Source organism: Caldisericum sp., from assembly GCF_049967455.1.
Classification (GTDB): Bacteria; Caldisericota; Caldisericia; order Caldisericales; family Caldisericaceae; genus Caldisericum; species Caldisericum exile_A.
The window spans coordinates 1-18,779 of sequence record NZ_JBMFSR010000022.1; the positions used below are offsets into that span (position 1 = coordinate 1).

Annotated in this window: 38 protein-coding genes; all 38 read right to left on the reverse strand. The window is 35.7% G+C overall.

What is annotated here, in order from left to right:
* Positions 1-58 (reverse strand): glutamate--tRNA ligase family protein (locus ACP5SP_RS05530; protein WP_428067143.1); only part of this gene is annotated, 58 nt, incomplete at its 3' end.
* Between the two features lie 103 nt (positions 59-161).
* On the reverse strand, positions 162-551 hold the full coding sequence (gene rpsI / locus ACP5SP_RS05535) for a 30S ribosomal protein S9 (RefSeq protein ID WP_416085793.1): 390 nt from the start codon (positions 549-551) through the stop codon (positions 162-164).
* A complete protein-coding gene (gene rplM / locus ACP5SP_RS05540) occupies positions 551-997 on the reverse strand; it encodes a 50S ribosomal protein L13 (RefSeq protein WP_424586871.1) in 447 nt (148 codons plus the stop codon). Before rplM ends, rpsI begins: the two co-directional genes overlap by 1 nt.
* Before the next feature lie 90 nt (positions 998-1,087).
* Positions 1,088-1,846 carry a tRNA pseudouridine(38-40) synthase TruA gene (gene truA / locus ACP5SP_RS05545; RefSeq protein ID WP_416085795.1) on the reverse strand — a complete coding sequence of 253 codons (759 nt, stop codon included), beginning with the start codon at positions 1,844-1,846 and terminating at the stop codon, positions 1,088-1,090.
* Positions 1,839-2,639 (reverse strand): energy-coupling factor transporter transmembrane component T family protein, encoded by an 801-nt coding sequence (locus tag ACP5SP_RS05550; protein WP_424586872.1) that lies wholly within the window; start codon positions 2,637-2,639, stop codon positions 1,839-1,841. Before ACP5SP_RS05550 ends, truA begins: the two co-directional genes overlap by 8 nt.
* On the reverse strand, positions 2,632-3,480 hold the full coding sequence (locus ACP5SP_RS05555) for an ATP-binding cassette domain-containing protein (protein WP_428076164.1): 849 nt from the start codon (positions 3,478-3,480) through the stop codon (positions 2,632-2,634). Before ACP5SP_RS05555 ends, ACP5SP_RS05550 begins: the two co-directional genes overlap by 8 nt.
* Positions 3,468-4,274, reverse strand: a complete 807-nt coding sequence (locus tag ACP5SP_RS05560) for an ATP-binding cassette domain-containing protein (RefSeq protein WP_424586874.1) — start codon at positions 4,272-4,274, stop codon at positions 3,468-3,470. Before ACP5SP_RS05560 ends, ACP5SP_RS05555 begins: the two co-directional genes overlap by 13 nt.
* Positions 4,275-4,280: 6 nt before the next feature.
* Positions 4,281-4,637 (reverse strand): 50S ribosomal protein L17, encoded by a 357-nt coding sequence (rplQ, locus tag ACP5SP_RS05565; protein WP_424586875.1) that lies wholly within the window; start codon positions 4,635-4,637, stop codon positions 4,281-4,283.
* A gap of 10 nt (positions 4,638-4,647) precedes the next feature.
* Entirely contained in the window at positions 4,648-5,562 is a 915-nt protein-coding gene (locus tag ACP5SP_RS05570; protein WP_424586876.1) for a DNA-directed RNA polymerase subunit alpha, read from the reverse strand.
* 15 nt (positions 5,563-5,577) lie between these two features.
* Positions 5,578-6,207 (reverse strand): 30S ribosomal protein S4, encoded by a 630-nt coding sequence (gene rpsD / locus ACP5SP_RS05575; protein ID WP_424586877.1) that lies wholly within the window; start codon positions 6,205-6,207, stop codon positions 5,578-5,580.
* An 11-nt stretch (positions 6,208-6,218) separates the two neighbouring features.
* A complete protein-coding gene (rpsK, locus tag ACP5SP_RS05580; RefSeq protein WP_416085801.1) occupies positions 6,219-6,608 on the reverse strand; it encodes a 30S ribosomal protein S11 in 390 nt (129 codons plus the stop codon).
* A 9-nt stretch (positions 6,609-6,617) separates the two neighbouring features.
* Complete coding sequence (gene rpsM / locus ACP5SP_RS05585; RefSeq protein ID WP_416085802.1) at positions 6,618-6,989, reverse strand: 30S ribosomal protein S13; 372 nt, start codon at positions 6,987-6,989, stop codon at positions 6,618-6,620.
* 10 nt (positions 6,990-6,999) lie between these two features.
* On the reverse strand, positions 7,000-7,113 hold the full coding sequence (rpmJ, locus tag ACP5SP_RS05590; protein WP_416085803.1) for a 50S ribosomal protein L36: 114 nt from the start codon (positions 7,111-7,113) through the stop codon (positions 7,000-7,002).
* 14 nt (positions 7,114-7,127) lie between these two features.
* A complete protein-coding gene (infA, locus tag ACP5SP_RS05595) occupies positions 7,128-7,343 on the reverse strand; it encodes a translation initiation factor IF-1 (protein WP_416085804.1) in 216 nt (71 codons plus the stop codon).
* Positions 7,344-7,355: 12 nt separating this feature from the next.
* The gene (map, locus tag ACP5SP_RS05600; protein ID WP_424586878.1) at positions 7,356-8,102 is read right to left on the reverse strand and encodes a type I methionyl aminopeptidase; all 747 of its coding nucleotides are present in this window, start codon (positions 8,100-8,102) and stop codon (positions 7,356-7,358) included.
* Positions 8,089-8,745 (reverse strand): adenylate kinase, encoded by a 657-nt coding sequence (locus tag ACP5SP_RS05605; protein WP_416085806.1) that lies wholly within the window; start codon positions 8,743-8,745, stop codon positions 8,089-8,091. Before ACP5SP_RS05605 ends, map begins: the two co-directional genes overlap by 14 nt.
* A complete protein-coding gene (gene secY, locus ACP5SP_RS05610) occupies positions 8,742-10,010 on the reverse strand; it encodes a preprotein translocase subunit SecY (protein ID WP_428067135.1) in 1,269 nt (422 codons plus the stop codon). The genes ACP5SP_RS05605 and secY overlap by 4 nt, the downstream gene beginning before the upstream one ends.
* 1 nt (position 10,011) lies before the next feature.
* The gene (gene rplO / locus ACP5SP_RS05615) at positions 10,012-10,434 is read right to left on the reverse strand and encodes a 50S ribosomal protein L15 (RefSeq protein WP_416085808.1); all 423 of its coding nucleotides are present in this window, start codon (positions 10,432-10,434) and stop codon (positions 10,012-10,014) included.
* Positions 10,421-10,927, reverse strand: coding sequence for a 30S ribosomal protein S5 (rpsE, locus tag ACP5SP_RS05620; protein WP_428076166.1), 507 nt, complete (start codon positions 10,925-10,927; stop codon positions 10,421-10,423). The genes rplO and rpsE overlap by 14 nt, the downstream gene beginning before the upstream one ends.
* 21 nt (positions 10,928-10,948) lie before the next feature.
* Positions 10,949-11,317, reverse strand: a complete 369-nt coding sequence (rplR, locus tag ACP5SP_RS05625) for a 50S ribosomal protein L18 (protein ID WP_428076168.1) — start codon at positions 11,315-11,317, stop codon at positions 10,949-10,951.
* Between the two features lie 12 nt (positions 11,318-11,329).
* On the reverse strand, positions 11,330-11,875 hold the full coding sequence (gene rplF / locus ACP5SP_RS05630; protein ID WP_416085810.1) for a 50S ribosomal protein L6: 546 nt from the start codon (positions 11,873-11,875) through the stop codon (positions 11,330-11,332).
* A 9-nt stretch (positions 11,876-11,884) separates the two neighbouring features.
* On the reverse strand, positions 11,885-12,280 hold the full coding sequence (gene rpsH / locus ACP5SP_RS05635) for a 30S ribosomal protein S8 (protein ID WP_416085811.1): 396 nt from the start codon (positions 12,278-12,280) through the stop codon (positions 11,885-11,887).
* Positions 12,281-12,291: 11 nt separating this feature from the next.
* A complete protein-coding gene (locus ACP5SP_RS05640) occupies positions 12,292-12,477 on the reverse strand; it encodes a type Z 30S ribosomal protein S14 (protein WP_416085812.1) in 186 nt (61 codons plus the stop codon).
* Positions 12,478-12,486: 9 nt separating this feature from the next.
* Positions 12,487-13,095: a 50S ribosomal protein L5 gene (gene rplE / locus ACP5SP_RS05645; RefSeq protein WP_424586881.1), complete on the reverse strand. Its 609-nt coding sequence runs from the start codon at positions 13,093-13,095 to the stop codon at positions 12,487-12,489.
* A gap of 11 nt (positions 13,096-13,106) precedes the next feature.
* Complete coding sequence (gene rplX / locus ACP5SP_RS05650; RefSeq protein WP_416085814.1) at positions 13,107-13,442, reverse strand: 50S ribosomal protein L24; 336 nt, start codon at positions 13,440-13,442, stop codon at positions 13,107-13,109.
* A 12-nt stretch (positions 13,443-13,454) separates the two neighbouring features.
* Complete coding sequence (gene rplN / locus ACP5SP_RS05655; protein ID WP_416085815.1) at positions 13,455-13,823, reverse strand: 50S ribosomal protein L14; 369 nt, start codon at positions 13,821-13,823, stop codon at positions 13,455-13,457.
* Positions 13,823-14,065 carry a 30S ribosomal protein S17 gene (rpsQ, locus tag ACP5SP_RS05660; RefSeq protein ID WP_416085816.1) on the reverse strand — a complete coding sequence of 81 codons (243 nt, stop codon included), beginning with the start codon at positions 14,063-14,065 and terminating at the stop codon, positions 13,823-13,825. Before rpsQ ends, rplN begins: the two co-directional genes overlap by 1 nt.
* Before the next feature lies 1 nt (position 14,066).
* Positions 14,067-14,270 (reverse strand): 50S ribosomal protein L29, encoded by a 204-nt coding sequence (gene rpmC, locus ACP5SP_RS05665; RefSeq protein ID WP_014453656.1) that lies wholly within the window; start codon positions 14,268-14,270, stop codon positions 14,067-14,069.
* 2 nt (positions 14,271-14,272) lie between these two features.
* Positions 14,273-14,686 (reverse strand): 50S ribosomal protein L16, encoded by a 414-nt coding sequence (rplP, locus tag ACP5SP_RS05670; protein ID WP_416085817.1) that lies wholly within the window; start codon positions 14,684-14,686, stop codon positions 14,273-14,275.
* A 14-nt stretch (positions 14,687-14,700) separates the two neighbouring features.
* Entirely contained in the window at positions 14,701-15,360 is a 660-nt protein-coding gene (rpsC, locus tag ACP5SP_RS05675) for a 30S ribosomal protein S3 (protein ID WP_416085818.1), read from the reverse strand.
* 1 nt (position 15,361) lies between these two features.
* Positions 15,362-15,703 carry a 50S ribosomal protein L22 gene (rplV, locus tag ACP5SP_RS05680; RefSeq protein ID WP_416085819.1) on the reverse strand — a complete coding sequence of 114 codons (342 nt, stop codon included), beginning with the start codon at positions 15,701-15,703 and terminating at the stop codon, positions 15,362-15,364.
* Between the two features lie 11 nt (positions 15,704-15,714).
* Positions 15,715-15,990 carry a 30S ribosomal protein S19 gene (gene rpsS / locus ACP5SP_RS05685; RefSeq protein ID WP_014453660.1) on the reverse strand — a complete coding sequence of 92 codons (276 nt, stop codon included), beginning with the start codon at positions 15,988-15,990 and terminating at the stop codon, positions 15,715-15,717.
* Between the two features lie 2 nt (positions 15,991-15,992).
* Positions 15,993-16,823: a 50S ribosomal protein L2 gene (gene rplB, locus ACP5SP_RS05690; RefSeq protein ID WP_416085820.1), complete on the reverse strand. Its 831-nt coding sequence runs from the start codon at positions 16,821-16,823 to the stop codon at positions 15,993-15,995.
* Positions 16,824-16,835: 12 nt separating this feature from the next.
* The gene (gene rplW, locus ACP5SP_RS05695) at positions 16,836-17,120 is read right to left on the reverse strand and encodes a 50S ribosomal protein L23 (RefSeq protein WP_416085821.1); all 285 of its coding nucleotides are present in this window, start codon (positions 17,118-17,120) and stop codon (positions 16,836-16,838) included.
* Positions 17,120-17,752, reverse strand: coding sequence for a 50S ribosomal protein L4 (gene rplD, locus ACP5SP_RS05700; protein ID WP_416085822.1), 633 nt, complete (start codon positions 17,750-17,752; stop codon positions 17,120-17,122). The genes rplW and rplD overlap by 1 nt, the downstream gene beginning before the upstream one ends.
* A 10-nt stretch (positions 17,753-17,762) precedes the next feature.
* Entirely contained in the window at positions 17,763-18,368 is a 606-nt protein-coding gene (rplC, locus tag ACP5SP_RS05705) for a 50S ribosomal protein L3 (protein WP_424586882.1), read from the reverse strand.
* An 11-nt stretch (positions 18,369-18,379) separates the two neighbouring features.
* The gene (rpsJ, locus tag ACP5SP_RS05710; protein ID WP_014453665.1) at positions 18,380-18,688 is read right to left on the reverse strand and encodes a 30S ribosomal protein S10; all 309 of its coding nucleotides are present in this window, start codon (positions 18,686-18,688) and stop codon (positions 18,380-18,382) included.
* A gap of 14 nt (positions 18,689-18,702) precedes the next feature.
* The coding region (locus ACP5SP_RS05715; RefSeq protein ID WP_428067145.1) for a hypothetical protein at positions 18,703-18,779 on the reverse strand (77 nt) is incomplete at its 5' end.

Genomic DNA, 18,779 nt, shown 5'->3' on the forward strand with positions numbered 1-18,779 from the left:
TTGCATTACCTATGTGTATCTCTCCTGTTGGAGAGGGTGCATAACGAACTCTTACCACGTGTACCTCCGAAAAAAGATTTAATTCAATACATTATAATAACGAAAAATATAAAAATAAAAAAGGGGCACAAGCCCCTTTTTTCTCAAAGTTGAGAATTGTTTTATCTCTTTCTGTACTGACGGTCTTTTCTTGCAGAGTGTAATCCGTATTTCTTTCTTTCTTTTTCCCTCGGGTCTCTTGTAAGTAGGCCTTCACTCTTTAAAACAGGTTTCAAGGTTTCATCAACCTTGAGAAGAGCACGGGCAATACCAAGTTTAATTGCATCGGCCTGCCCCCTAAACCCTCCGCCTTCGACATTTGCTCTAATATCGAATTTGTCTTTTAAATTTGTAATTTCAAGAGGTTTAAACACTTCTGGTAAAAGAGATTTAACATTAAAATACTCGTTAACATCCTTTCCATTAACTCTAAATCTCCCAGTCCCAGGAGTTAAAACAACCCTTGCAGTAGAAGTTTTTCTTCTTCCAACCGCTAAAATTACCTTATCCATTATTCCTCCTTAGAAAGTGTAATCGTGCGTTCAACTTTAAATTCCTTTGGGAAATTTGCATCACTATAAACCTTAAGCCCCTTTATCATTTTTCTTCCAAGTCTATTTTTAGGAAGCATAAGTCTAACCGCATGTGTAATTAGAAATTCTGGTTTTCTCTGTAGAATATCACGGAGCATGTAAGATTGCATATTTCCAACATAACCTGTATGCTTATAGTAGATTTTATCCGTTAATTTTCTTCCAGTCACTTTTACTTTTGAGGCATTAATAACAATAACATTATCACCCATATTAACATTTGGGGTAAAATTCGGTTTATTTTTTCCTCTCAAAATTGAAGCAGCTAAAGCTGCTACTCTTCCAATAGATTTGCCTTCAGCATCTATCAGTACCCACTTTTTATTTACTTCATAAGGTTTCAGAAATTTAGTTATTTTCATCATATCTCACATCCTCCTAAATTTTCATATCCGTATAATAATACCAAAATTTTAATTTTAGTCAAGAATAAATTTGCGCATTTCAAAAATTCTTTAGTAAATTACATTAACAAGAAAGAGTGGTTCTGGTGGTAAAACTTGTCTTGTAAAAGGCACCTTTTTCCCAAAAGAAAACGGATTAAGTAAAATACGTGTATCAATATATCCTTGCGCCCCTTTAAGCACATAGTAAACCATCCTTCTTACCATATGATACAGAAATCGATCTCCGTGAAAATAAAGAATTATAAGGGATCCTCTTTCAATAAAACCTGTATCAAAAAGTTCGCAGATATTATTTCTATCTTTTTGAGATTTATCGAAATTGGCAAAAATTGAAAAATCGTGTTTTCCTTTAAGTCCATCAAGTGCTATTTTAAGCATATTCAAATCAAGTGGCTCCTTATAAATATAAACATATGGCATAAGGAACATTGACTTTTCAAGGTCAGATGAAACAATATATGCATAAATTTTACTTTTTGCACTCTTCCTTGCATGGAATGTTTGAGGTACTTCCCTTATTTCCTTAACAAAGATACCTTCATCAAAGAGAAGATGGTTCATTTTATTTTTAAGCCAGCCACAATCAAGCACACCATCGAAGTAGAAGTTAAGATACTGATTCAAGGCATTAACTCCTGCATCAGTTCTTGCAGCACCATATGTATTAACTGGCACTCTTAAAACAGTCTTTAAAGTCTTCTCAATTTCTCCCTGCACTGTTTTTTCATCCTTTGGATGATTTGATTGCTTCTGGAAACCTGAAAAATTTCTTCCAATGTATTGGATTCTCATAAGATAGTTATGCATAAATTCCCTCCAGCACAAAGAGAACAAGCGTAAAGATTAAAACAAAAATAATTGCTAATGCTTCGTTCTTTCCAAATTTACTAACTCTATATGACGTTCGTTTCATACCCAGAATGAAGCCTCTTGATTCCATAGCCATAGCAAGCTGGTCCGCTCTATTAAAGGCATTAAGAATTAAGGGTAGAATTACAGGAAGAAAACTTCTTGCACGTACAAACAAATTACCACTCTCAAAATCGGCACCTCTTGCCATTTGAGCTTTCATAATTCTATCTGCTTCTTCGAAAAGTATTGGTACAAATTGAAGAGAAATCGAAATCATTAGAGACAATTCCTCTACTGGAAATTTAAAAATCTTAAAAGGTAAAATTACATTTCTAAACCCAAGAGCAAGGTCAGTTGTTGTTGTAGTTGATGTAAGTAAAAAAGTAAGTATCGTAAGAATAATAAGTCTTATTGCAATATATATTGAAAGGCTTAATCCCTCCTTTGTAATTTTTAAAACTTTGAGATCTAAAACAATTGTTCCTGGAGTAAAAAATAACTGGAAGAAAAGAGTAAATAGAAGCAAAAATATGATCGGCTTAAAAGAAGAAACAACAGACTTAAATGATAACTTTGACAATATAATAAGAAAAACTCCAAATACAAGAAAAAAGAAGTAAGCCTCTATTGTTTTAAGGAAAAAAAGGAGAATCACAAGATAAAAAATCAGAACTATTTTGAGAGTTGGATTTAACTTATGAAAAAATGTTTGTGTGTATTGAAATTGACCAAAATAGAATTTAGCCATTATACTCGCTTCTCTTCCTTAATAGATATTGAACTACTGAATCGTAATCTTCACAACTTGGAAAATCTGGAAAACACTTTGAAAGAGTTTTTTTTATTTTTACAAAAAAGGGTGGCTCAAGCCCGATTCTTTCAACAAGTTCTGCATCATCAAAAAACCTTACAGTTTCACCATCAAAAACGATGTGCCCCTCATTTATTACAATAATTCTTTTCGAAAGCATAAATGCCTCGTCCATATCATGAGTCACAAATATAAGAGTTCTTCCTCTTGCTACTCTCTCTTGAAGATATGAAATAACACTTGATTTACCACCAAAATCCAAATTTGATGTGGGTTCATCCAATATAAGATATTTTGGATTCATTACTATAACACTTGCTATTGCAACTCTCCTTTTTTCTCCACCAGATAATTCAAAAGGAGACTTTTCTAAATAAGTCTCATCGAGACCTACATCATTGAGTGCCATTAAAACTGCATCCTTAATCTTACCCTCTTCTATTCCTATATTTCTTGCACCATAAGCAATTTCCTCGAAGACAGTTTCAGCAAAAAATTGCATTTCAGGATGTTGAAAAACTACACTTACCTTTTTTACTATGTCGCTTCTTTTAATTTTCTCTTTTGTTATATTGATGTTATCAATAATAACTTCGCCACTTGTTGGTTTTAAAAGCCCACTTATAACCTCAATAAGAGTTGATTTGCCAGAGCCAATTCTTCCAATAATTGCAACACGTTCCCCTTCATATATCTTTAGGTTTGCGCCAATAAGTGCCTCTTTTTTGAAGCGTGTATGAGGATCGTATATAACCGACACTTCTTTTAGTTCAAGCATAATTGATCCACTATCTCATCTAAATTAAGAGAAAATCTTTCAATAAGACCTTTCTCAAGAAGTTTTTTTGAGAGAATCGCCTCGTGCAGGTTTGAGACATTTACGCTTGAAAGAAAATCTACATCACTAAATATTTCGTATGGTGTTCCTGTCCTCACAATAAAACCATTATTTAAAACAATAATTCGGTTTGAAAAAACTGTCTCTTCTGGATGATGGGTAATGTATAGAACACCTCTATTTCTGTTAATTTCAAGAATCGTATTTAAGATCATCTTCCTGTTTATAGGGTCAAGAAGGGATGTTACTTCATCAAAAACAACATAATCTGGTTCCAAAACAAGGACGGAAGCAAGAGCAACCTTTTGCTTTTCTCCACCTGATAGAAGTGATGGAGGAAAATGCAAAAAACTTTTTATTCCAAGTTTCTCTGAAATTTCCATAATTTTACTTTGAATAATATTTCGATCAAGACCCATATTCTCAAGGCCAAACGCAAGATCATCTTCAACTGTGATACCAACAAACTGGTTATCTGGATTTTGAAAAATTACACCCACCTTAAATTTTGCTAATCTATTTATATCTTTATCCTTAAGCGAGCTTCCGTTTAAGAGAACATCGCCTTTTTGAGATAATAAAAGCCCGTTTGCAAGACGGGCTATCGTAGATTTTCCTGAACCGTTCGAACCAATTATAGATACAAATTCCCCTTGTTTAAGACTAAAACTAATATCCTTAAGAACCCAATTGTCTCCGTTATATGAAAACGAGACATTTTGAAACTCAAGCATGAGTATTTATTCTTTAATAAGTTCAATAAGCACAAGGGGAGTTCCGTCTCCACGTCTGTATTTTGCAAGTTTTAGAATTCTCGTATATCCACCTGGTCTATCCTTGTACTCTTTGGCAAGATCAAAAAGCTTGTAAACTGCTTCTTTATTGAATAATACAGAGTGCGCATATCTTCTCGTATTGAGATTATCTTCCTTTGCCTTTGTTATTAACTTCTCAATAATTCTTCTTACCTCTTTTGCTCTTGCTTCAGTTGTCTCTATTCTTCCATTTAAAATAAGGGAAGTTGCAAGATTTCTTAAGACACTTTTTCTATAACTTGGATAAAATCCCAGTTTTCTTAATGAAATTCCATGGTTCATATGAGACCTCCTACTCTCTAAGTTTTAAACCCAATTTACCCAACGCTTCTTCAACACTCTTAAGAGAAGCAACACCAAATTTATCAAGATCTAACAAATCTTTAGCAGAATGTTTTATCAAATCTCCAACAGTATTAATATTATTCTTGACAAGCACATTATATGCTCTTTCAGGCAAGTTAAGTGCTTCTATTTTCATGTTCTTGATATCATCGGAAATATCGCCTATTTTACTTCCGTTTAAAAGTTTGTTAAAGACATTAGAATAATCAAGAAGCACATTTATGGCTTCAATCAAACATTGTCTCGGAGTTTTATTGCCCTTTGTTTGCACCCCAACAATGAGTGCATCAAAATCGACAGATTCCTCAAATCGAGTAGGTTCAACTCTAAATGTTGCCTTTACTACTGGTGAAAAGTTTGCATCAATCGGAATTACAATTTGAGGAAAATCCTCAAGTTTCTCTACAGCTTCCTCAAGAAGATACCCTTTACCTCTTCTTATATAAATTTCACCAGATAGTCGCCCTTTTGAGGAAGATATTGTTGCAATATGAAGGTCTGGATTGTGAATGGTAACTTCACTTGTATGTATAAGGTCGGAAGCTTTCAATTCTCCTTCGCCAGTCTTTTCAAAACGAAGAATTGTCTTATCTATTGCTTCCATTGAAATAATAAGTTTCTTCACATTCAAAATAATTTGTTCAACGTCTTCAACAACACCCTCGATAGTTGAAAACTCATGTATAACGCCATCAATATAAACACCAACAGGAGCAACTCCTTCAATAGAACTCAAAAGTATCCTTCTAATAGCAGTTCCTAATGTAAGCCCAAATCCACTTTCAAGAGGTGAAAATTTGAATTCTCCGTAATTTCCCTCTTCTTTCAAAACTTCAAGCGAGATATTCTCTAATCGCCACATGTTTTCACTTCCTTATTACTTAGAGTATAACTCAACTATCAAAGTAGGATTGACGTCAAGTGCAAGTTCTTTAATATTTGGAAGCTCTTTTACAACACCCTTAAATGAATCTTTATTGACTTCTACCCAATTTGGAAAAGTATTTCTTTCCTCAAGTGATGCTTTAATAATAGGTATTTGTCTTGAGGATTCTTTTACCTCAACTACATCTCCTTTATCAAGGATTAAAGAAGAGATATTTACCTTCTTACCATTTACAAGAATATGGCCATGTGAAACAAGTTGTCTTGCTGTCCTTCTATTTGGTGCAAATCCCATTCTAAATACAACGTTATCGAGTCTTCTTTCAAGAAGTTCAAGAAGTTTATCACCTGTAGGAATTTCTTTCTGCCTTATTGCTATATCAAAGTACCTTCTGAACTGTCTTTCTAAAACCCCATACATTGCCTTAACCTTTTGCTTTTCCATTAGATGAAATTTATAATCAGTAGGCTTATTCATATGAAGAACTATTTGCTTCTGACCTGGTATTCCACGTCCCTTCTCAAGAGGACAATTCTTTGTATAACATTTATCTCCTTTTAGAAAGAGTTTCTTTTGTTGTGCCCTGCAAATTCTGCAAAGAGGTCCATTATATACTGCCATCGCTATCCTCCTTATACTCTTCTTAGTTTTCTTGGTCTGCAACCATTATGAGGAATAGGAGTTATATCTTTAATCTCCTCAATTTGCAAACCTGCTGACTGCAATGCTCTAATTGCTACTTCTCTACCTGGACCGCCACCCTTAACAAGGACTGAAACTCTTTTTGCTCCAAGGTTAATCGCTTCTTCAGCTGCCTTTTGTGCTGCAACCTGTGCCGCAAATGGAGTGCCTTTCTTTGTCCCCTTAAAGCCATTACTTCCCGCAGAAGACCAGCATACAACATTACCTTGCTCATCTGTTACGGTAATAATCGTATTATTAAATGTAGAATTAATATATACCTTAGCGGTACCTGCAATCTTTTGCACCTTTTTCTTAGAACTTGTTTTACCTTTTTTCATCTTACCTCCTTACGCACTCTTTCTAACAGATCCAACAGTCTTCTTTGGACCTTTTCTTGTTCTTGCATTAGTTCTTGTTCTCTGCCCTCTAACAGGTAAATTCCTCTTGTGTCTAATTCCCCTATAACAGTTAATTTCAATAAGCTTTTTTATATTGCTTGCAACGATTTTTCTCAAGTCGCCTTCAACAACATACTTTTCTCTTATTACATCTTCTATTGCTTTAATTTCTTCGGGGGTTAAGTCTTTTACCTTTTTAAGCGGAACATTTGCTTCCTTCAATACATCATAACAATTATGCTTACCTATCCCGTAAATATAGGTAAGTGCTATATCAATTCTTTTTTCTCTAGGCAAATCAACGCCTGCTATACGTGCCAAAGTTCACCTCCTACTTTTGTCTTTGTTTATGTTTAGGGTTCTCACATATAACCATGAGTTTTCCCCTTCTTCTTACTATTCTGCATTTTGGACACATCTTTTTAACGGAAGTTCTTACTTTCATTGCATCTCTCCTTTCTAAAGTCTATAAACAATTCGTGCCTTAGTAAGGTCATAAGGACTAAATTCCAATTTTACTCTATCACCTGGCAAAATTTTTATAAAATTCAAACGCATTTTGCCACTAATTGTTGCAAGAACAACTTTTCCATTTGCAAGCTTAACCTTAAACATAGTACCTGGAAGAGTTTCAACCACAATACCTTCTGCTTCAATTACCTGTTCCTTACCCATGAGAAACCCTCCTCACACCGTAAGAAGTTCCACTCTATCTTCAAGAATTGCTATCGTATGTTCAAAGTGGGCACTATTTGATCCATCAACAGTCTTAACAGTCCAACCATTCTTATCGGTATAAACCTTATAACTTCCTGCGGTAATCATAGGTTCGATTGCAAGAGTCATACCTGCTCTTAAAGGAATACCCGTACCTGGTTTCCCATAGTTTGGCACAGAAGGATCTTCGTGGAGATTTCTTCCAATACCATGTCCTGTATAGTCTCTTAAAACAGAAAAACCATTGCTTTCAACAAATTTTTGGATGCTGTATCCAATGTCGTATAAATGTGCACCAACATGGATAACAGCAACAGCTTCAAAAAATGCCTTTTCAACAACTTCAACTAATTTCACATCGGTATCATTTTTTGGAGTGCCTGCAATTTTTGTAAATGCTGCATCCGAATAATATCCATCAAGTATTACTCCACCATCAATTTTAACTAAATCGCCATCTTGAATTAATCTATCAGATGGAATTCCGTGAATTACCTCATCATTAATAGAGATACAAAGAGCGTTTGGAAAGCCTCTATATCCTTTGAAAGCAGGAATTCCTCCGAGTTCATAAATTTTGTCCTCGGCAAACTTGTCAAGCTCAATTGTTTTAATTCCAGGTTCAATTTTCTCTTTAACCATATCTAATACCAATCTTAATATTTTACCAGATTTTCTCATTTTTTCAATTTCTTCTTTTGTTTTAATCACAATCATTTGTAGCCTCTAAAAGGTACCTATTAACAGACTCAGGGGATTTACTAGCATCGCAACTTTTAAGTATACCTCTTTTTTTATAAAAATCAAGAAGAGGTTTTGTGCTTTCAAGATAAACTTCAATTCTTTTTTTAACTGCATCAACTTTATCATCTTCTCTTTGCACAAGTTCACCGCCACAAACATCACAAATACTATCAACTTTCGGAGGAGAAAAGTAAATATTATAAACTGCACCGCAGCTCTTACAGACTCTTCTACCTGAAAGTCTTTTTACAAGAGTATCAAAATCAACGTCAAGAAATAGAACAAGTTCAACTTCTGCATCCTTTTCTTTTAGGTATTCATCTAAAAATTCTGCCTGGTTAACTGTCCTGGGGAAGCCATTTAAAATATACCCCTTTCTAAGATCGTAACTTGAAAGTACATGTGCAAAAAAATCATTCATAAACTCATCAGGTACAAGGCTGCCACTCTCTGTTAGTTCTTTAAAACGTAAACCAAAATCGGTTCTTTCGTTTATTTCCTTCCTTACAAGATCTCCCGAAGAGATTAAAGGAATACCCAACTCTTTAGAAAGCATTCTACCTTGTGTATCTTTTCCTGCTCCTGGTGGACCAAGAAGTACAAGGTGTTTTTTCATCTCAAAAAGCCCTCGTATTGCCTCATCAAAAGATATGCCTCAACTTCCCTCATAGTTTCAAGCGCAACACCGATAATAATAAGAAGTGACGTTCCACCAAACACAAAAGAGGTTATGGTCATCTTTCTAAAAACAAGATTGGGAATAATTGCAACAAGTCCAAGGAAAATAGAAGTAGGAAGTGTAATCTTTCTCAACACAGATGCAATATATTGTGCGGTAGATTCACCAGGTCTTATTCCAGGAATAAAACCACCGTATTTCTTTAGGTCGTCAGCAAGCTTTAATGGATCGTAGGTCATCTCAGTGTAGAAAAATGTAAAACCAACAATTAAAAAGAAATAGATTAAGTTATACCAAATACCTGTGGGAGTCCCAAAAATAGGTTGTGCAATATGTTTGGTAAACCAAGAATTTGGGAAAAATTGCCCAATAGTGGCAGGGAATGCCATAAAGGAGACTGCGAAGATTATAGGCAAAACACCTGCCTGAACAAGTCTTAAAGGTATATATGTAGTTTGTCCACCATAAACTCTCCTACCGACAATTCTTTTTGCATATTGAACAGGAATTCTCCTTTCAGATTGGTATGCAAAAATAACAAGTACAAGCAAAATGAGAAACGCGAGAAATTCGCCAATAACACTAAAAATACTAACAGCACCCGCAGATAGCTTCTGACTAATCTCAACAAAACTTACAGGAATTCTACTTATAATGCCTGCAAAAATAATAAGTGAAACTCCATTTCCAATTCCTTTTTCAGTCATAATTTCGCCAAGCCAAAGTACAAGATAAGATCCTGCAATAAGACTTGCCATAATAACTAATTTAAGAAGGATGCTTTGGTTTACAAGATAATTTCTAAAAATTACGATTACAGAGAATGCCTGCAGCGCTGCAAGTGCAACAGTTAAGTATCTTGTGTATTGGGCCATTTTCCTCTGTCCTTCTTCTCCACCTTCTCTTACAAGTGCCTCAAGTGAAGGTATTACATAAGAGAGAAGTTGAAGAATAATTGATGCGTTAATATAAGGAAAAACCGAGAGTGCAAAAATTGAGAAGTTGGTATAACCACCACCAGAGAAGAGATCCATTAAGGCAAGAAAACCACCTTGTGAGATAATGCTTGAAATTTGAGTTCTGTCAATACCTACAACGGGAATATAGGTTCCAAGTCTAAAGAGGATAAACAAAAAGAGAGTAAAGTAAATTCTCTGTCTTAACTCTTTTAACTTAAACGCTCTTCTAATTGTTTCCCACATATTAAATTACCTCGACTTTCCCTTGTGCTTTCTCTATTTTCTCTTTTGCTTGCTTGGAGAATTTGGAGGCCTTAACAACAAGAGGAATACTGATCTCACCCCTTCCTAAAACTTTTACCTTACCTCCAAAAAGGTCATTCAGATTAATTTCTTTTTCATTTCCTGCAATATTTTCAAGATTTTCTACATTAACTTCAATGTATTCTTCCTTTTCTAAAGGCTTGAATCCTTTATACTTTGGAAGTCTTCTATATATTGGTGTTTGTCCTCCTTCAAATCCCTTCGCTTTTACACCACCTGAACGAGACCTCTGTCCCTTGCAACCATAAGTAGAATATGTTCCTTTGCCAGAGCCATTACCACGACCGACTCTTGTTTTCTCTTTCTTAGAATGTGCTTTTGGTCTGAGATCAATTACTTTCATCTTTACCTCCCTCTTTTATCTTACGCAATTCGCTTACTCTCATTATTTTTTCCATATCTCTCAAGGCCTTTAAAGTTGCTTGGGCAACATTAAGAGGGTTTGAAGAACCAAGAGATTTTGAAAGCAAATCTTGAACTCCTGCCTTTTCTGCAATCATTCTAACAACACGTCCTGCCACAAGTCCTGTACCCTGAACTGCTGGAGCAAGAAATACATGTGCTGTGTCCTTTTTGGCAGTTATCCTCATAGGAATTGTATTATTCTTCAAGGGAACAGTTACAAGATTCCTTCTTGCATCGTTTATCGCTTTTTGAATTGCAGACGGAATTTCTCTTGCTTTACCAACGCCAACACCAACTCTACCTTTTTTATCTCCAATTACCACCGCAACTCTAAAACGTAGGATTTTTCCACCCTTAACAACTTTAGAAACTCTATCAATTTGTAAAATAGATTCTTCAAATTCTTTTACTTCTGCTGTTCTTCTATCCATCGTAGCCACATGACCCTCCTACTAAAATTTGAGTCCTACATTCCTTGCTTCATCTGCAAGGGCTTTTACTCTACCATGATATTTATATCCGCCTCTATCGAAAACAACAGAGTCAATACCTTTTGCAAGTGCTCTCTCAGCAATTAGTTTTCCTACTGCCTTTGCTTTTTCTGTAAGAGTTTTGTCTTTTAATAATTCCTTTAGTTCTTTATCAAGAGTTGATGCAGAGACAAGGGTTTTTCTATGCTCATCATCAATAAGTTGAGCATAAACATGCTTTAAACTTATAAAGATCGAAAGTCTTGGTTTTGAAACAGTACCAAAGACTTTTCTTCTAATTCTCTCATGTCTTATTTTTCTTAGTTCATTTCTTGGTGTTATCTTAATCATAGTCCACTCTCCTTACTTTCCAGAAGCAACTGTCTTACCGGCTTTACGCCTAATCTTTTCGCCTTCGTAAATAATACCTTTTACTTTGTAAGGATCAACTCTTCTAAGGTGTCGAATCTTTTGAGCAAAAGCACCAACAGCTTCTTTATCAATCCCTGATACCGTAATAACTTGTCCTTCAATTGTTACATTAAGACCTTCTGGAATATCCATTAAGATTGGATGACTGTAACCTAACTCAAACTGGACTTTTCTGCCTTTTACTTCACCTTTATAGGTCTTTTCGTTAATTATAAGTCTCTTCGAGAAACCGTTTGTAACTCCAATAACCATATTGTTTAGGAGTGCTCTTGTTGTTCCGTGAAGCGCTTTATAAAAAGGCTTATCTGAGTTTCTTTTAACAACGATCTCATTATCAACTACTTCTATCTTCATTTCAGGGTGAAATTCTCTTTTCAGAGCCCCTTTAGGACCTTTAATTTCAACAATATTTCCTTCGAGAATATTTACAGTAACACCCTTAGGAATTTGTATAGGCATTTTTCCAATTCTTGACATATGCACCTCCTACCACACAAAGCAAACAACTTCACCACCATGCCCAAGTCTACGAGCCATTTTATCGCTCATAATACCTTGAGGTGTGGAAATGATTGCAATTCCAAAACCATCAAAAACTTTTGGAAGTTCGTCTTTTTTAACATAAATTCTTCTGCCGGGCTTACTTATCCTTTTTATACCAACAATGGAGGGTTCTTTATTCGGTCCATACTTTAGATGAATTTTTACAAAAGGTTTTCCATCAATTTGAATTGATTCAAAATCCTTTATGAAACCTTCTTCTTTTAGCACCCTCAAAACTTCAAGGACCATCTTAGAAGATGGTGCAACAACAAATTTATGTCGAGCATCACTTCCATTTTTTATTCTTACAAGGACATCAGAAACTAAATCATTAATCATCTTCTTCCTCCTTACCAACTTGCTTTCTTAACGCCAGGAAGTTCGCCTTTAAGAGCAAGTTTTCTAAGACACAATCTGCAAATCCCAAATCGACTGTAATATGCACGAGGTCTTCCACAAATTTTACATCTATTGTGTTGTCTTACTTTAAATTTTGGAGGTTTCTTTGCTTTTTCAATCATTGCCTTTCTTGCCATATCTCACCTCTAATTCTTTCTGAATGGGAAGCCCATAAATTCCAATAGTGCTTTAGCTTCCTCATCTGTTTTTGCAGTTGTAATTATGGTTACATCAAAACCTCTCACTTTATCAACCATATCGTATTCAATTTCAGGGAAAATCAGTTGTTCTTTTATTCCAAATGTATAGTTGCCCCTTCCATCAAAGGAGTTCGGAGAGAGACCTTTAAAGTCTCTAATTCTCGGAAGAGCGGTATTTATAAGTTTTTCAAAAAATGTATACATTCTGTTTCCTCTAAGAGTAACTCTTACACCAATTGGCGCACCTTCTCTTACCCTAAATGATGCAATAGATTTCTTAGCACGTGCAACTGCAGGTTTCTGTCTTGTAATAAGAATGAACTCCTGTATAGTCTTCTCAAGTGCAGCAGGATTTTCGTTTGCTTCACCTATTCCGCGATTCACTGCAATTGCAACTATCTTTGGAACCTGCATTACATTTTTATATCCAAACTTTTCCATCATTTTCTTCTTTACCTCAGTTTCATATTTCAATTTTAAAGGAGACTGAGGTAATTTTTCGCTTAGCAAGTTTTCAAGTTTGCTATCTAATTTAAATGTCACTTTCTTTCCCATAAATGCACCTCTTAAATCTTATCAATAACTTCATGGCAATTTTTACAAACTCTCACTGAGCTTCCATCTTCAAGAATTTTATGAGAGACTCTTGTTTTTGTATGACAATGAGGGCATATTACCATGACTTTATGAGCATAAATTGGCCCTTCTCTTTTTGTAATCTTTCCTTGGGGCATATCCTGAGTTGGTCGAAGGAAATGAGTTTGCATATTAATTCCCTCGACAATCACTTTGCCTTCCTCAGGAATAGTCTTTAAGACTTTTCCTTGTTTTCCTTTTTCCTTTCCTGAAATGACGATCACAAGATCACCTTTCTTTATGTCAAGATATTTAACCTTATTCATAACATATCCTCCTTACAGCACTTCAGGGGCAAGGGAGGCAATTTTTACATAACCTTTCTTTCTAATCTCCCTTGCAACTGGACCAAAAACACGTGTTCCTTTTGGATTTCCTTCGTTATCAAGGATTACACATGCATTGTCATCAAATCTTATAATACTTCCATCTTCTCTTTTGATAGGGTATTTTGTTCTTACAATTACTGCCTTAACAATAGTTCCTTTAGGAATAGGGCTATTTGGGACAGCCTTCTTAACTGTTGCAACAATTCTATCTCCAACAGTTCCTGTAGGCCTATGTCCAACATCTAAAACAGTTATAATTGAAACTTCTTTAACTCCTGTATTATCTGCACAAACTAAACGTGAATACTGTCTAACCATTATTCACCTCCACCCAAAATCTCAACAATTCTCCATCTTTTAAGTCTACTTAATGGGCGAGTCTGTCTTATCCTAACAACATCGCCAACCTTTGCCTGATTATTTTCATCGTGTGCATAATATTTAGTAAAAGTTCTCACCTGCTTCAGATATAGAGGATGATGGGCTATACGTTCAACTTTTACCACAGCTGTCTTCATATAGGTGCTTACAACTACACCAACAAGCTCTTTCTTTCCCATTTTACACCTCTTCCTTCTTTAACTCACGTTCTCTTTTTACAGTAAGAAGTCTTGCTATGTCCTTTTTTACTATTCTAATCCTTGCAGGATTGTGAAGTTGATGTGTAGCAAGTTGAAACCTTAAGTTAAAGAGTTCTTTTCTTAAGGTCTTCAAAGTATTTTCAATTTCTTGATCAGTCATATCCCTAATCTGTTGGATCTTCATAATTATTCCTCCTCTAAGGTAAGCATTCTTACCTTAACTGGAAGTTTATATCCTACTTGCTTTACAAGTTCTTCTGCAGTTGCCTTATCAACTCCAGAAAACTCAAACATAACTCTTCCAGGTTTTACAACTGCAACCCAATGATCAACGTCACCTTTTCCGCCACCCATTCTAGTTTCGGCAGGTTTCTTTGTAACAGACTTGTCTGGGAAAATTCTTATCCAAAGCTTACCACTTTTTCTTACAGCAGAAATCAAGATCAATCTGCATGCTTCAATTTGTCTCGAAGAAATCCAACCAGGCTCAAGCGCCTGAATTCCATATTCACCGAAATGCACAGATGTAGCACCCTTAGATTTTCCTTTTGTTCTACCTCTATGCATCTTTCTATATTTGACTCTTTCTGGCATTAACATAGTTTCACCTCCAATTAAGAAGCAAAGAATAACGGTTCTTTAGCAGGACCTTTATAGACCCAAACTTTTACTCCAATTACTCCAAATTTTGTTTTTGCAATTTGCTCAGAGTAATCAATGTCTGCATCAAGAGTTTGTAATGGGACTCTTCCTTCTCTAAACCATTCAGTTCTTGCAATTTCTGCACCTTCAAGTCTACCAGAGACCTGAATCTTTATTCCCTGTGCACCTGCTCTCATTGCTCTAGTTATTGCCTGTTTTATTGCCCTTTTGTGTGGAGTTTTTTGTTCAAGCCTCTGAGCAACATTTTGTGCAATAAGTTCTGCATCAATTTCAGGGTGTTTTACTTCTCTTATATCCACTTTCAAATTATCGTACTTATGATCGATTACCTTTTTCACCATATCCTCGAGTTTACTAACTTCAGAACCCTTTTTACCAAGAAGCATTCCAGGACGGGCTGTATATATAACAACCCTCAATTCAGAGGTACCTTTTCTTATAATTTCCACCTTTGAAACTGCTGCATTAAAACCAAGTGACTTAAATTCTTTTCTAATTCTAAAGTCCTCAAGAAGATATGAAGAATAATCCTTCTTCGGTGAATACCACTTACTCCACCAATCTTTTGTTATTCCTAATCTAAAACCATAAGGATGAGTTTTCTGTCCCACATTAAACCTCCTCTTTCTCCTTAACAATTATCTTGATTTGGCTTACAGGCCTTCTTATTATATCTGCCCTTCCAAATCCCCTTGGAAGAACTCTCTTTAGAGGTCCTTCTGCATCAATAAAAATATCAGAAACATACATAATGTCCTCATCCATTTTGAAATTATTAACCCCATTTGCAACTGCAGAATTCAGTGCCTTTTCAATAAAACGTGCAGCTTTATGAGGAAGAGCTTTAAGTATTGCCCTTGCTTCTCTTACTGATTTACCTTTTATAAGTTCTGCAACGAGTCTTGCTTTGCTTGCAGAAAGCCTCAAGTGTTTTTCAACAGCATATGCTTCCATTCAATGCCTCCTTATGTCTTCGTGATAACACGTGCAGTAGGTGCCCTATGTCCATGGAATGTACGAGTAGGAGCGAATTCACCCAATTTATGTCCAACCATATCAGGAACAATATAAACAGGAATATGAGTTTTTCCATTATGAACCGCAATTGTATGTCCTACCATTTCTTCAGTGATAGTTGAACGTCGGCACCAAACCTTTATTACCTTTTTTTCGCCTTTTTCGTTCATTTTTCTAATTTTCTCAAGAAGTTTTGGGTCAACCCATTTACCAGTTCTTCCCATAATTATTTCCTCCTCTTAATTATGTATTTATCAGAAGGATTCTTCTTCTTTCTAGTCTTATAACCAAGGGTAGGCTTACCCCAAGGTGTAAGAGGACCAGGATGTCCAATAGGTGCCTTACCTTCACCACCACCATGGGGATGATCGACAGGGTTCATAGCAGAACCTCTTACCGTAGGCCTTATTCCAAGGTGTCTCTTGTGTCCTGCTTTACCAAGGTTGACATTTTCATGATCCAAGTTGCCAACTTGTCCAATGGTGGCTTTGCATTCAAGTCTAATTCTTCTAATTTCGTTAGAAGGCATCCTTATTTGGGCATATTCATCTTCTTTTGCAATCAATTGAGCTGCGGCACCTGCAGATCTTGCGATTTGACCACCTTTTCCTGGAATAAGTTCAATATTATGAATAAAGGTTCCAAGAGGAATATTTTTTAAAGGTAATGCATTGCCAACTTTAATTTCTGCATCTGGACCTGACATAACAGTATCGCCAACCTTAAGACCAAGTGGAGCAATAATATATCTTTTTTCACCATCTGCATAAGTAAGAAGAGCAATGTATGCAGAACGGTTTGGATCATACTCAATAGACGTAACCTTTGCAGGAATTCCGTCCTTATCTCTCTTAAAATCAATAATTCTATAGAGACGTTTATTTCCACCGCCTCTATGTCTTACCGTAATTTTTCCGGTATTATTCCTCCCGCCTTCTTTTCTTAAACCTTCAACAAGAGATTTCTCAGGTTCAGTTTTAGTAATAACCTCTTTGTGGTTTAAAACTGTTCTTCCACGAAGGCCTGGAGTTATTGGTTTATAAACTTTTAAACCCATCTCTTACCTCCATTATACGTTCTGAATGACATCTATCTTATATCCAGGATAGAGTGTCACTATAGCCTTTTTATAAGTTGGAGTTCTCGAAAAACTGTTTCTAACTCTCTTCTTCTTTCCAAAAATCTTTCCAATATTAACATCTTTTACCTTTACATTAAATGCTTCTTCAACCGCTTTTTTAACCATTTGTACGTTTGCTTTTTCGTGGACAATAAAGGTATATTTTCCCTGAGACATCTGTTTTGTAGTCTTTTCAGTAATTAAAGGTCTCACTAAAACTTCATAAGTTTCCATTATTTCCACCACCCTTCAATTCCTTCAACCGCTTCTTTACTCATAACTATTGAATCAAAAACCATAAGGTCATATGCGTTAAGAAACTTATAGTTCAACGGTTTTACAGTCGGAATATTTCTTAAAGCTCTTTCGACTTCACCATTCTCATCGGAATAAACAAACAAAACATCTCCAAGATTCTTTTTTACAGTTTCTTCAATTTTCTTCAAAACTTCCACACCCTCTTTTGTTTTTCCAGAGAGTTTTACATTACTTACAATATGCACATCTCCATCATTGAAACGTGCAGTTAAAGCAGAAAATATTGCTGCGTCAATTTCTTTTTTGTTCATCTTCTTGGAGAAATCTCTTGGATGAGGTCCAAAAACTACCGCACCACCCTTCCATATGTTGGAAGTCCTTGCTCCTTGCCTTGAACGGCCAAGACCTTTTTGTGGCCTTACTTTTTTAGTGCTATAGCTTACTTCTCCTCTTTCCTTAGTATCTGCAGTACCTCTTCTTCTGTTTGCAAGATACCTCTGAACTGCCTGATATATGAGGTGCTTTTTTACCTCTCTTGAGAAATAATCATCAGGAAGTTCAAGAGACTCAACAGTATTGTTTTTTACATCAATAACAGTGCTCTTCATTTCAATCCTCCTATGCTCTAATAAGGAGCAAACCTTTATCAGGTCCAGGGACGCTTCCTTTTACAAGAATTAGATTTTTTTCGGGGATAACTTTAACAACTTCAAGATTCCTTATAGTAACAGTTTCATTTCCAAGATGACCTGCCATCTTCATTCCTTTGAAAACTCTACCAGGTGTTGCACGCTGACCAATAGATCCTGGACGCCTTTCTGCTTCATGTCCATGAGTTCTTGGCCACCCGCCAAATCCCCAACGCTTTACAACGCCTTGAAAACCTTTACCCATTGATGTTCCTGTAACCTTAACATATTTAACATCTTTGAATGCTTCAACAGTGACTGTTTCACCAACTTCACCTTCCATATCCCTTACTTCCTTTAAGAATCTAAAGGGTTTCAACCCCTTCTTGTCAAAAAAACCTTTCATGGGCTTGTTTAACTTTTCTGGCCTCACTTCAACAAAACCAAGCGCTACTGCATCGTATCCATGGGTTTCTCTTGTCTTCTTATCAACAATTGTACATGGACCTGCTTGAATTACAGTAACAGGCACAATTGTATCCCCAAGGTAAACGGAAGTCATTCCCACTTTAAATCCTAAAATTCCCTTTGCCATAACAACCTCCATTAAATCTTGATCTCAACTTCCACACCCTGAGGTATATCCATGTTAGCTAATTTCTGAGTAATTTCGGGTGTAGCATCAATAATTTCAATTAATCTCTTATGCACACAAATTTCAAATGCTTCTTGTGAGTCTTTGTCGATATTAGGAGCCCTTAAAACGTTAAACACTGTCCTTTTTGTTGGTAATGGAATTGGTCCTGACACTGTTGCTCCGCTTGATTTTGCAACCTCAACAATCTTTGCTGCCCAAAGGTCAAGGATCTTGTTGTCGAAAGCTTTTAATCTAATTCTTAAACGATCTTTTTTCATATTATCACACTCCTTTACTCAATTACCTTTGTAATAACTCCAGCACCTACAGTTTTACCACCTTCACGGATAGCAAATCTTTGGGTTTCTT